Annotated in this window: 17 protein-coding genes and 1 tRNA gene; 11 read left to right on the forward strand and 7 right to left on the reverse strand. The window is 62.0% G+C overall.

The features are described 5' to 3' along the window. Positions 1–189: 189 nt before the first annotated feature. From CN311_RS25115 to CN311_RS25125, 3 genes are read right to left on the reverse strand one after another with little or no spacing between them, the layout of a single operon-like run. Complete coding sequence (locus tag CN311_RS25115) at positions 190–846, reverse strand: terminase large subunit domain-containing protein (RefSeq protein WP_245440943.1); 657 nt, start codon at positions 844–846, stop codon at positions 190–192. Then, complete coding sequence (locus tag CN311_RS33540) at positions 824–1,258, reverse strand: hypothetical protein (protein WP_245440944.1); 435 nt, start codon at positions 1,256–1,258, stop codon at positions 824–826. The genes CN311_RS25115 and CN311_RS33540 overlap by 23 nt, the downstream gene beginning before the upstream one ends. 3 nt (positions 1,259–1,261) lie before the next feature. Beyond that, positions 1,262–1,654, reverse strand: a complete 393-nt coding sequence (locus CN311_RS25125; RefSeq protein ID WP_097576366.1) for a hypothetical protein — start codon at positions 1,652–1,654, stop codon at positions 1,262–1,264. Between the two features lie 235 nt (positions 1,655–1,889). Here CN311_RS25125 and CN311_RS25130 point away from each other — a divergent pair, with 235 nt between their 5' ends. From CN311_RS25130 to CN311_RS25140, 3 genes are all read left to right on the forward strand, one after another. Further along, positions 1,890–2,144, forward strand: a complete 255-nt coding sequence (locus CN311_RS25130) for a helix-turn-helix domain-containing protein (RefSeq protein WP_097576378.1) — start codon at positions 1,890–1,892, stop codon at positions 2,142–2,144. Further along, positions 2,144–3,463: a type II toxin-antitoxin system HipA family toxin gene (locus tag CN311_RS25135; protein WP_097576367.1), complete on the forward strand. Its 1,320-nt coding sequence runs from the start codon at positions 2,144–2,146 to the stop codon at positions 3,461–3,463. Before CN311_RS25130 ends, CN311_RS25135 begins: the two co-directional genes overlap by 1 nt. Before the next feature lie 268 nt (positions 3,464–3,731). Beyond that, positions 3,732–4,037: a hypothetical protein gene (locus CN311_RS25140; protein ID WP_097576368.1), complete on the forward strand. Its 306-nt coding sequence runs from the start codon at positions 3,732–3,734 to the stop codon at positions 4,035–4,037. A 19-nt stretch (positions 4,038–4,056) separates the two neighbouring features. Here CN311_RS25140 and CN311_RS25145 read toward each other — a convergent pair whose 3' ends face one another. Both CN311_RS25145 and CN311_RS25150 read right to left on the reverse strand, forming a co-directional pair. Beyond that, entirely contained in the window at positions 4,057–4,470 is a 414-nt protein-coding gene (locus tag CN311_RS25145) for a DoxX family protein (RefSeq protein ID WP_097576369.1), read from the reverse strand. Positions 4,471–4,572: 102 nt separating this feature from the next. Continuing rightward, positions 4,573–5,325 carry a tryptophan 2,3-dioxygenase family protein gene (locus CN311_RS25150; RefSeq protein ID WP_097576379.1) on the reverse strand — a complete coding sequence of 251 codons (753 nt, stop codon included), beginning with the start codon at positions 5,323–5,325 and terminating at the stop codon, positions 4,573–4,575. A gap of 157 nt (positions 5,326–5,482) precedes the next feature. On the opposite strand from CN311_RS25150, the gene CN311_RS25155 reads away from it, so the two are divergent. The 4 genes from CN311_RS25155 to CN311_RS25170 all read left to right on the forward strand — a co-directional run bounded on the left by CN311_RS25155 (position 5,483) and on the right by CN311_RS25170 (position 7,015). After that, on the forward strand, positions 5,483–5,956 hold the full coding sequence (locus tag CN311_RS25155; protein ID WP_097576380.1) for an Lrp/AsnC family transcriptional regulator: 474 nt from the start codon (positions 5,483–5,485) through the stop codon (positions 5,954–5,956). A 323-nt stretch (positions 5,957–6,279) separates the two neighbouring features. Further along, a tRNA-Gln gene (locus tag CN311_RS25160) sits at positions 6,280–6,353 on the forward strand. Positions 6,354–6,507: 154 nt separating this feature from the next. Continuing rightward, entirely contained in the window at positions 6,508–6,705 is a 198-nt protein-coding gene (locus CN311_RS25165) for a hypothetical protein (protein ID WP_097576370.1), read from the forward strand. Between the two features lie 124 nt (positions 6,706–6,829). Next, on the forward strand, positions 6,830–7,015 hold the full coding sequence (locus CN311_RS25170) for a hypothetical protein (protein ID WP_097576371.1): 186 nt from the start codon (positions 6,830–6,832) through the stop codon (positions 7,013–7,015). A gap of 20 nt (positions 7,016–7,035) precedes the next feature. Here the strand turns inward: CN311_RS25170 and CN311_RS25175 are convergent, their stop codons facing one another. Further along, positions 7,036–8,007, reverse strand: a complete 972-nt coding sequence (locus tag CN311_RS25175; protein ID WP_097576372.1) for an SDR family oxidoreductase — start codon at positions 8,005–8,007, stop codon at positions 7,036–7,038. 450 nt (positions 8,008–8,457) lie between these two features. Between CN311_RS25175 and CN311_RS25180 the strand changes: the two genes are divergently transcribed. From CN311_RS25180 to CN311_RS25190, 3 genes are all read left to right on the forward strand, one after another. Beyond that, positions 8,458–8,964 carry a YciE/YciF ferroxidase family protein gene (locus CN311_RS25180; protein ID WP_097576373.1) on the forward strand — a complete coding sequence of 169 codons (507 nt, stop codon included), beginning with the start codon at positions 8,458–8,460 and terminating at the stop codon, positions 8,962–8,964. 207 nt (positions 8,965–9,171) lie between these two features. Continuing rightward, positions 9,172–9,483, forward strand: coding sequence for a DUF982 domain-containing protein (locus tag CN311_RS25185; RefSeq protein WP_097576374.1), 312 nt, complete (start codon positions 9,172–9,174; stop codon positions 9,481–9,483). Positions 9,484–9,501: 18 nt separating this feature from the next. Further along, positions 9,502–9,783, forward strand: a complete 282-nt coding sequence (locus CN311_RS25190; RefSeq protein WP_133117257.1) for a hypothetical protein — start codon at positions 9,502–9,504, stop codon at positions 9,781–9,783. Positions 9,784–9,801: 18 nt separating this feature from the next. On the opposite strand, the gene CN311_RS25195 is transcribed toward CN311_RS25190, so the two are convergent. Further along, on the reverse strand, positions 9,802–10,521 hold the full coding sequence (locus CN311_RS25195; protein ID WP_097576376.1) for a Crp/Fnr family transcriptional regulator: 720 nt from the start codon (positions 10,519–10,521) through the stop codon (positions 9,802–9,804). A 183-nt stretch (positions 10,522–10,704) separates the two neighbouring features. Here CN311_RS25195 and CN311_RS25200 point away from each other — a divergent pair, with 183 nt between their 5' ends. Further along, positions 10,705–10,938: a DUF6894 family protein gene (locus CN311_RS25200; RefSeq protein WP_097576377.1), complete on the forward strand. Its 234-nt coding sequence runs from the start codon at positions 10,705–10,707 to the stop codon at positions 10,936–10,938. Positions 10,939–11,117: the final 179 nt, after the last annotated feature.

The raw sequence follows: 11,117 nt of genomic DNA on the forward strand, positions 1-11,117 counted from the left end.
CCCACGAAAGTGGGGGAGAGGTGGCTCGGCGAAGCCGAGACGGAGAGGGGGACGCCGGTCGTACAAACAGAATGGTCGAAGACGTGGCGCTTGCAGGGACCGGCGCCCTACGAAGGCCCCTCTCCGTCCGCTTCGCGGCCACCTCTCCCCCCGCTTCGCGCGGGGCGAGGAACCCAAGTTCTGCAAACCTCACCCCTTCCCCATCCGCTCCACCTCCTCCGCCGACAAAAACCGCAGCACCACATCGCTCATTCCCAGCAGCGGCGTGAAGGTGACGATGGTGATGCCGCCGGTGGCGTTGGTGCGCGTCAGGCCCTCGGAATAAATATCGAGCGGCGGCTCCTCGTCGAACCAGACGCCGTGCAGCGTCTCGCCCTGCCACTTCTCGCGGCCCTTCTCGTAGCTCTTGAACGACAGCACGGATTCGCCGGCCTGCACGTCGCCGCCGCCGCCATGGCGCACCACGACGCTGTCGAGCGCACCCGCAGCATTGCGCCCCATGATGGTGTGGGCAATGGCGTCGGCGGGGATCATGCCGGTGCCCCATTCCGCCGGCTGCTGCGGCGGGCCGACCAATATACGCTGCGGGTTGTCGCGCGTGCCCTCGCCGGTGACGCCGGCCGCCCACAGCCGCACGGGCTGATCGAACACCTTGCCTTGCCACCACGCGGGATAGCGGCCGGTGAGATGCATGGCCCATTCGGCACCGCCGGCACTGGTCTTGCCGAGCTGGTTGCCGGCCATGAACAGGCGCTCGCGATTGGTGGCGCCCGCCGCATGGAACGCGGCCTGCCTGGCATAGGGCTGGTAGGCGGCGAGCTGGTTATTGCGGCGCCTGCGGTCCAACTCCTTGAGCAGGCTCAGATATTCCCTCTTCGCCGCTGCCGGGTTCTTTAAGACCAGGCTTTTCGCGGCCCGGCCTTTCCCTGAGGCCCGGCCCTTCCCCGAGGAACGGCCGCAGGACGGCTTCGAGGCCGCGGATGCGCTGCCTGATTTCGTCATCGCTCAATGCATCCAGACTGTTGGTGTCGATATCGGAACCCTTGGGCAGCACCGACAGCACGATCTTCAGATACTGGTCGGGCTTTTCGCTGCGGACCTTGGCGATGACGCCGGCGCCATGCGCGCGGAAATCGGCGCGCACCGCGACCAGGAAATCATCGCCCAGCGTCTTCTTCGCCCGCTTCGGGCGGCCGGAGGGCTTGGCCTTCGGCGCGGATTTCGCCGCGGCCGGTGGATCGTCGGTGACTTCCGCCATGCCCTACTCCGCAATCCCGGCGGGCGCCGGCATCCCGGGCTTCGTCGCCATATGAGCCTTCGCCGCCGTCTTGCGGGCAGGCTTCTTGCGCGTCCTCTTTCTGCCGCGCGGCTTCGCCTTTGCCTTGCGCCCTGCTGCCTCAGGCTTCGCCGCCTCAGGCAAGGCTTTCAGCCTCGCCCGGACGAGCCCCACGATGCTGCCGCTGACACCCGCCTGCGGAAAGCCGAAGCCGCCAACGGTATCGACCGGACCGCCCCGCACCATGCCGATCAGCACGCCGGGCGGAACCGCTTCGATACGGCCGACGCGCGCTTGCGGCACGCCCTCGAACAAGCCAATGGCGCTGACGACCTCGCGGCCGTCATCGTCGCTGATGATGGTGGCGTAACGGAACATGTATCTCTCTTGGAAGTATAGGGTCGTTACGGGAAACGCCGCTGTTCCGCCAACATTCGTTGAAGATCGGTCAGAAAACAAAAAGCCCACCTCGACGCACGCCATACGCAATCGCGCCTATCTTGAATTTATACGCTATCGCGTATAAATAGGCAGGATACGCGACTCCGTATATTGAAATTTAATACGCCAACGCGTATATTCGGTCAGGACTTCTGTTCCATTGGAGGCTTCCGTGACCGACCAGATCGCTCGCAGCGAAAAACAACTCGGCGCCATCCTTCGCCGCGTCAGGAAGCAAGCCAACCTCACGCAGTCCGATCTGGGCGACCAGACGCATCTGCGCCAGGGCACGGTGTCGCGGCTCGAGGCCGGAGAGCCCGCCATACAGTTGCGAACCTTGATGGCCGCGCTTTCAGCGCTCAACCTGGAACTGGTCGTGCGCCCGCGCGGCAAGGGCAGCGCCGCCGATATCGAAGACCTGTTCTGATGGCACGGCGCCGCGCGCATGTACCCCTTAACGTCCTTCTGAACGGACGCCTCGTCGGCGTGCTCCGGCGTCAGTCCACCGGAGCGGTCGATTTCCAGTATGCGCACGACTGGCTGGCGTTTCGCGGCACCTTCCCCGTCTCGCTGTCGCTGCCGCTGCGCGAGGACCGCTACATCGGTGAACCGGTCATCAATGTCTTCGACAACCTGTTGCCCGACAACAACGATATCCGCAGGCGCATCGCCGAGCGCGTCGGCGCCGCCGGCACGGATGCCTACAGCATGCTTGCAGCCCTTGGCCATGACTGTGTCGGCGCCCTGCAGTTCCTGCCAGACGGTATCGATCCCGGCGCCGCCGGAGGCGTCGCCGGCAAACCTGTCAGCGTTGGCGAGATAGCCGCTATTTTGAACAATCTGGTGGCTGCCCCGCTCGGCCTCGGGCAAGACGAAGATTTCCGCATCTCGATTGCCGGCGCGCAGGAGAAGACCGCCCTGCTGCGCAAGGATGGCCAATGGTTCAAACCGTCCGGAACAACCGCGACAACCCACATTCTGAAGCCGCGGATCGGCCGGCTGCCGAACGGCATCGACCTGTCGAACAGCGTCGAGAACGAATTTCTGTGCCTGAAGCTGCTCGAAGGTCTTGGCGTTCCGGTCGCCGAGGCCGAGATGGCGGATTTCGGCGACAAGCGGACGCTGATTGTCGAACGCTTCGACCGCCGCTGGACGAAGGACGGGCGCCTGCTGCGCCTGCCGCAGGAGGATTGCTGCCAGGCGCTCTCGGTGCCGCCGACCCGAAAATACCAGTCGGATGGCGGTCCCGGCATGCGCGACATCCTGCAACTGCTGCGAGGCAGCGATACATCCGACGCCGATACCCTGACCTTCATGCGGGCCAATATTATTTTCTGGCTGCTTGGCGCCACGGACGGGCACGCCAAGAACTTCAGCATCTTTCTTTCACCCGGCGGCGGCTTCCGCATGACCCCGCTATATGACGTGCTCAGCGCGCAGCCCAGCCTCGATGCCGGTCAAATCCCTCGCAAGAAATTCAAGCTGGCGATGGCGGCGGGCAAGAACAACCACTACGCCGTACACGACATTGCGCCACGCCATTTCCTGCAAACGGCCGACCTTGCCGGCATGGGCAAATCGGCGATGCTATCGCTACGCGACGATCTCGCTGAGAGTGCGCAACGCCAAGCGGCGGCGGTCATCGACACCTTGCCCAGAGGGTTTCCAGACCAGCTGATCACGTCGGTCATGAAGGCGATAGCGCATCGGGCCGCCCTGCTCGGCGCCGAAAAGACCGGAGCCTGAAAGGCCAGCCGGAAGAGTCCGAAAACAAAAACCCGCCTCGGCGGCGGGTCGTTGGCGCAAATCAGCACCATGCCCAAATCAATAGCATAGCTGCCCTCACGAGGTCAAGGAAAAAAATCCTAGATCGAGGGATTCGGCGCGCTCGTCCGCGAGAGCGCCCGGTCTGCACGCCGCCATTCCGGATCGGAACAGACGCTCGCGCGTTGGTGCTTGATGCATGCCGCCAAGGCGCGGAGCGCAATGCTTTTGACCAGTGGGAGCAACAGCCATGAATGTCGCCAATCTGCAGCTCGAAGGCCTCCTGATGGCCGTCGCATCGATCAACCAGGTGCTGGTCCGTAAGGGCGTGCTGACGGCCGAGGAGATCGACATCGCACTACGCAAGGCCGAAGCCGGCGAAACCGGCGAGGAACGGTCCAACGGCATGTCGGCGTCGAGCCGCGACGCCGTCAACTTCCCGATCCGGCTGCTGGAACTGGCCAACCAGTGCCAGCCGGAGACCGACATGCCGTCCTTCTCGAAACTGGCGCGCATGGTCGGCCAGATCAAGGAACCCTACAACGACCAGATGTGAGGCCTTCCTCGCCTCTCGCTCACCCCCTGCCAAGCCTCGACGCCAGCACATTGCCCGGCCCGTGCACGGCGGCAAACAACAGCCCGGCGAGGAACGTGAAATGGTCGACGAAGAAGCCGAACTCGGCCTGGTTGCCGGCCCAGTGCGACGGCCCGTGGAAGGCAAAGTTGAGGAAGATGACGTAGACGCCGGCAACCAGCGCGGCCGGTGTGAAGAAAGCACCGGTCAGGAAGCATATGACCAGCACGGCCTCGAGCAGCGCCGCGCACCAGGCCAGTAACAGCGGGAACGGAAAGCCGGCCGAGGCTATGTAGCCGGCGGTTGCCCCCATATCCATGACCTTGAAGGCCACCGCCATCAGGAAGACGGCGGCGAAGATCAGCCGGGCGAGGAGTACGGCAGTGGTCTGCCACGGCGATTGAACTGATACCATGATGTCCCTCCAGGGTTTGCTGCGGTTTCGCCCCAAGGACGGGCAAAGCGCGGCTGTTCCGACATCAGGTTGGAAATAGTTTTGCCGAACGGCGTGGCAAGCCTACCCCGCCTTTGCCTCAGGACGGCTGATCGGCTCCCTTACCGTGCCATACTCCATGCCCCAGCGGTCGGTCATGGCGCAGCGTATGTCCCACAGCTCCGGGAAGAAGCGGTGCCGCGCGCCGGCCTCCAGCAATTCGACCGGCCGACCTTTCAGCGATTTCGAGCCGAGCCCGATCGAGCGGTGGATGAGTTGGAGATGGTTGGCGCGGAATTTCTGGAACAGCTCGTCGAATTCGATCAGAGCCTCGGCCACGACGTAGGAGTCGCCGTGATCGTAGCTGGAATCATAGACATCCTCGACGGTCAGCCCGCGGCCCTCGAGATAGGACGTCTTGAAGGCCCGCCACAGATCCGGCGGCATGCGCAGCAACAGTTTGAAGCCCGGCGATTCCTGGCCGCTGCCATTGCCGAGCTGCAGCCGGATCTGCTGATATTCCTTGGGCGACATGGTCTCCAACAGGTCGAGCTGCGCCGTCATCATGCGCATCAGCCGGTGCACGCGCCCCATCAGCGTGACGACGCGATGGGTGTTCTGCCGCTCAAGGAAATCGACGACATCGACCAGCGTGTAGGTGATGAGCTTCATCCACAACTCCTCGACCTGGTGCACGATCTGGAACTGCAATTCGTCCGCGTTGACCATCTCGGCCAGCGGCTTCTGGCAGGCCAGCAGCCTGTCGCATTTGAGGTAGACGCCGTAGTCGCGCATCTCCGGCGCTTCGATGCGGGCGTAATAGTCCGGCTTGTGCATGGTTTTTCTCCCGGCCCGGCCTGAGGGCTCAAGCTTCCATTCGATCCGAGCCAGCAGAATAGACGTTTTCGGCTTGAACATTGTTCCTTTCTGTTATCCAAATAGCTGGAAATGGAGGATGATAGTCCGCATTTTTGTTAATTTGGAGAACGACCCGGTGCTGGATGCCCTCGACCTCAGGATTGTTGAAGCGCTCGAACGCGATGCGCGCATTTCCTTCGCTGCGCTCGCCGACGAGGTCGGCCTGAGCAAGACGCCATGCTGGAAACGGGTCAAGGCGCTGGAGGATGCCGGCATCATCAGGGGCTACTCGACGCGCATCGACCCGGCCAAGCTCGGCTTCGGCATAGAGGCCTTCATCCAGGTGTCGATCGATTTCGAAGTGTCGGATGCCTTCGAGGCGGCGGTCAGGAAACATCCGCTCATCCGCCGCTGCCACGCCACCACGGGCGAGGCCGACTATCTCCTGCAGATCGTCACCGTCGACATGATGGCGCTGGACCGGATGCTGCGCGTCGAGCTCAGCCGCCTGCCCGGCGTGCGCCGCACCATCACCTCGATGGCCATGCGCGAGATCAAGGGCGACATCTCGTTTGCTGGCGCGGTGGGGCATTCACAGACAAAGCGATAGGAGGGGCCCGTTTTCGCCTGCTCCGTCACGATCCTTCCTGCCAGACAGGGGACTTCGATTTCAATGGCTGCGTGCCTGGCCCGTCGCTTCCCTCCTTGCGCTGTTCGCCGTCGGCTTTCCGCTTCGGACAGTCCTCGTAACTATGGTCGCGCCCGCCGCAGTAGGAGCAGCATTTTGCCGGCGTGTCGGACTGGAGCATCGGGGCCATTTCCCAAGAATGCGCCAGAGGTCTTCTGGTTGCAGCAACGCTGCGAACCGGAGTTGATTAGCAGACAGCTTCATTCGCGGACGGGAAAGTGTTAGAGAGCGTTCGCTTCGTCTATTCCCGCTTCGTCTAATGGTAGGACAGCGCCCTTTGAAGGCGTGAATCGTGGTTCGAGCCCATGAGCGGGAACCAGCGGCGCGGCCGGCGCCATTGCCGGACCGGCGACACGACGCCGGTTTTTTCGGCCGGCTACCGCCATCGGCGAGATTCAACGTCAGGTTTTAGAAATGCAACCACTCATTTACTTCGGCCCTGTACCAGACGGCGGTGAATCGCCGGAGGTCAAATGTCGGAAAATGCGTCGCGCTTTGAATGCATCATGGAGCCAAACGGCAGGTGGATGGTGTGGGATAAAAAGCTCGATCTGCCGGCCCAGTTTTCTACCCTGGCGCTGATCGGCATGGGCCACCACGAGGCCATTTCACTGTGCGACCTCTTGAACGAGACCGACACCGCCGATGTACGGCAAAACCTGGCCTCGTGATCGCCGTATCGAACGGCGCCAGCCCTGAATAGCTGGCGCTCCGTAGCCTGCACAGCCGGGATTTGCCTTGACAAACAAGAGTGCTATATTAGCTGACTAAATGATTCACAGTCGGCGAGCCGGCATGGCCAAGAAGAGATCGAAACTGGAACTGTCCGGTGTTTCCGCCGTCTCACCGGCGGAAGCCTACGAGGCGGCCTACTTCGCTCGAAAGTGCGGACTGACCCGGGACGAAGCGCTGAAGATCATGCGCGAAGCCCAGCGCTCGGCACAGGTGACAATGTCTGCCAGCACCGGGCGGCAGAATTAGCCCGATATCCGAAGCCCCTCTCAGTACCCGCCCACGATCGGCAGGATCTCGCCGGTGATGTAGCTGGAGCATTGCGGCGAGGCCAGGAACACATAGGCCGGGGCGATTTCCTCCGGCTGGGCCGGGCGTTTCATCGGCGTCTTGGCGCCGAATTTCGAGACGTCCTCGGCCTCTTTTTCCGACGGGTTGAGCGGTGTCCATACCGGCCCCGGCGCTACTGCATTGACGCGGATGCCCTTGCCGATGAGATTGCCCGACAGTGCCCGCGTGAAAGCGTGGATGCCGCCCTTGCTCATCGAATAGTCGATCAGCGCCTTGGAGCCGTCGATTCCGGTGACTGAGCCGGTGTTGATGATGGCCGAGCCCGGCCGCATATGCGCCACGGCCTCTTGCGCCATATGGAAATAGCCGTAGAGATTGGTCTTCAGCGTCGTGTCGAAATGCTCTTCTGTGAGATCGGCGAAATCGGCCGAATGCACCTGGAAGGCCGCATTGTTCACCAGCACGTCGAGCCGGCCCAGTTGCTTGACCGTCCGCTCCACCGCTCGTCGGCAGAAGACGCGCCTGGCGACGTCGCCGCGCAGCACAAGGCAGCGCCGGCCCTCGGCTTCGACCGCCTGCCTGGTCGCTTCCGCGTCCCGGTCCTCGCTAAGATAGGCGATGGCGACATCGGCGCCCTCACGCGCGAACAGCACGGCGACGGCCCGTCCGATGCCGGAATCGCCGCCGGTGATCAGCGCCACCTTGCCGTCGAGTTTCTTCGAGCCGAGCCAGAACGGCGCGTCATAGAGCGGTGGCGGCTCGATCCGCCATTCCTCGCCGGGTTTGCGATGATGCTGCCTGGGAAATGGCGGCTCGGGATAAATGCGCGCCCCCGCCTGCATGGCGCCATCCGGTCTGGGTTTCGCCTTGGCGCGGTCGTCGGCGTCGACCTTGCGTTGCACGCGGCGCTGCTTGTGTACCGTCTTTGACGTGCCGGATTTCTTCAGCATCGGTTGCTCCTCGTTCCAAAGGTACAACGCATGCCGATCGAAAAGGTTGACCGCCGTCTCACCGGGGTTTGTTGGAGCGGGCTGACACAGCCGAGAAACCTCCCGGCACAACGCTCGGCCCAATCGTTCCCGGACATATCAAAGTTAAATGCGAACGGCTGCCCCGAGGTGATAGTCAATCTCGGCGAGGGGCTATCGGGAGGAGAAGAAGCCCATGGAGATTCGAGACTTGCTCGACAGATTGTCGGCCACTTTGCAGCGCAGGCATCCCCCCATCCCGCCACCGCCGGTCAGACCGATCCGCAACTCGCTCGCCGACGCCCCGCCAAAGCCGCGTGAATTGCCGCCGCACCGGCCACGCCCGCCAGGCCGACCGGCGAGCAACATGTAGACCGCCCGCAAGCAATTTTGCTCGGGCCGGCAAAGCATCCAATGGAAAGAGGACCAGACATGACCGCGACCAAATCGCCTAAAGGGCTCAAGGAGCTTTTTCACGATACGCTGAAGGACATCTATTTCGCCGAGAAGAAGATACTGGCTACACTGCCGAAGATGGCCAAGGCGGCCCAAAGCGACGAGCTGAAGGCAGCATTCGAGAAGCATCGCGGTCAGACCGAGGAGCATGTGGCGCGCCTCGAGGAAGTCTTTGAAGTCATCGACAGGAAGCCTGTTGGAAAGACCTGCGCCGCCATCATGGGCATCACAGAGGAAGGCGCCGAGATCATCAAGGACTATAAGGGATCGCCGTCGCTCGACGCCGGTCTTCTGGCGGCGGCCCAGGCGGTGGAGCACTATGAGATTTCGCGCTATGGCACACTTCGGACCTGGGCGGCGGAACTGGGGCTGGACGAAGCGGTGAACCTGCTGGACCTCACGTTAGGCGAGGAAAAGGAGACCGACGCTGCATTGACCCAGCTTGCCGAAGCGGCGGTCAACACAGCCGCCGAAGCCGCCTGAAGGCAGGTGGCGTTGAATGGCGTCCAATGGATGCAACCAGCTCCGGGAATCTTCGTTTATCGCGATCCAGATCCTATGCGGGTGGCAATGATGAAATCGTTTCAGACGAGTAATCCCATTCTGGCCTTGGGCGCCGCTCTTTTCCTGCTCGCGCCCTTCGTGGGGCTGCTGTGGCGTACAAGAGAATGGTTTGGATGGTGAGTACCCATGAGCACGTTCCTGCCACTGACCATTAAATTCGTCGGCGGTGACTCGATGGTGGTTTCATCGATCGCCGATGCCAGGAAGGCGCTTGACGGCAAATGGGCGAACAAGCAAGCGTCGCCCTATACCGCGGCGGTCAGGTTGGTGGACGATGCCCTGAATGGCATTTGCCGCCCCACCATTGCTTTCGACGCCTTCGCCAAAGCCGCCGCCGAACAGGGTTTGCTGAAGCCCGCGAAGCCGTCGAGCGCGCTTGCCATGCTGGACGCGTTGTGCTCGCCTGACGGCCAGGTGCAACGTGACCGGTCCGGCTGATGTCAGGCGGTCTCGCGCATGGCTTGGATTCTTAGGGTTGGCGACGAAGTGATCGTGAATGGCACCGTCCTGAAAGTGCTCGGCAGTGGTCGCGCGCGTGTCAGGATCCCTACCCATAATTTCCCTTTCGCGATCGAGCCTCCGGCCGGCGTCCAACCGGGCGATCAGATTGCCATAGTCGGCCATGTCACCGACGTCGACCAAGGCAAAGGCAGGGTCACCTTCAAGGCGGGCGGCCTTGTCACCGTCGATATCGCATCCCTTACCGCGTGGAAGCCCACACATCGGGACCCGCGATAGGAGGCCGCGAATCCTGGCCTATCTCGGCTCGCGATTCATGCTGAGATAGGTGGGATCGAATTCGGCTATTTCGACAAGCCGCTGCCAGTCCAGAATCGTTACCTTGTGGTTTGCCCAGCCAATCACGCCGATCTTGCGCAGCGTGCCGATGACCCGGTTCATATGGACGACCGACAAACCCAGCACGTCAGCCAGTTCCGCCTGCGACAGAGGAAGCAGAAAACTCATCCCGGCGGTCCGCTTGACGACTTGAAGCCGGATAAAGAGTTCGCAAATGAGATGGGCCAGATGCGATATCTTGGAACGCCGGCCCATGGCTACGATCCACTCCCGGTGGATCGCGCCATCGACAAGTGTATCCAGCCAAAGCAGCCGGGTAAGATGAGGAGCCTGCTCGGTAATGGTGCGCAGCTTGCTGTGCTCGGCGGCGATGACGTGACATGGCGACAGCGCTATGATGCCGTGGTCCATCGTCTTCAGAAGAAAAGCATGCAGGTCGACGAAATCGCCGGGCACCTGCAAGGAGGTGAACTGCCGGCCGCCGTCTTCCAGCACCTTGTAGCGCGCGGCCAAGCCGTCAACGATGAGTGTGCTGTAGATCGGCCTCGAACCTTCCGAAACGATATCGTCGCCGGTGGCGAAATATTTTTCGGTCGACATGGCACTGGCAAGCAGCGCCTGCTCGCCCTCCGAGAGGGCGTCGTGCTGGCCGAGATTCAGATAAAGCGACTCCAGCATCCAAGATTTCCGATCCTGCTTTGAACGCCTGGATGAAACGTTGGAAGTCAAGGGTGGTTGCAGTAAGCCAACCACCGCTGCCGCCGGCATCCGCACCGGATCTCTTCAAAAGCCTTGCCTCCGGCGCGGTTGGAACCATGAGCTCGGACATGAATTGAAGCTTATGATGCCGGATCCTGTAGCATGGAACGTTTCTATTTCGACCTCTATAACACTGAACACACCCAAATGGATGGCGAAGGCCAGCTCTTTCCCACCCGGGAACGGGCGGGGATGGAAGCGCTGCGGATATTGCACGATGTCGCACGCGACGAGGTGTCGGACGGCGACAATCTGAAGATCGTCGTCAAGGTACGGGACGCGAACGGAGATCAGATCTTTGAGGCCTCTCTGGTCCTCGCCTCAGCCTGGAGCTAAGCAAAATGCCGGCGATAACGTTCCAAATTCCCAACGGCTGTAATGACGCTGGCGGAGCACATCCTTTCGACCCCGGACTGCTTCTGCTGCGGGCGTTTCCGCAAAGGCAAACGGTGGGCTGTTGACCTCAAGATCGGCCTGATCGAACTCGAAGCACGTTTATCGGCATTGCACTTATA

Origin of the sequence: Mesorhizobium sanjuanii (assembly GCF_002529485.1) — a bacterium.
Taxonomy (GTDB): Bacteria; Pseudomonadota; Alphaproteobacteria; order Rhizobiales; family Rhizobiaceae; genus Mesorhizobium; species Mesorhizobium sanjuanii.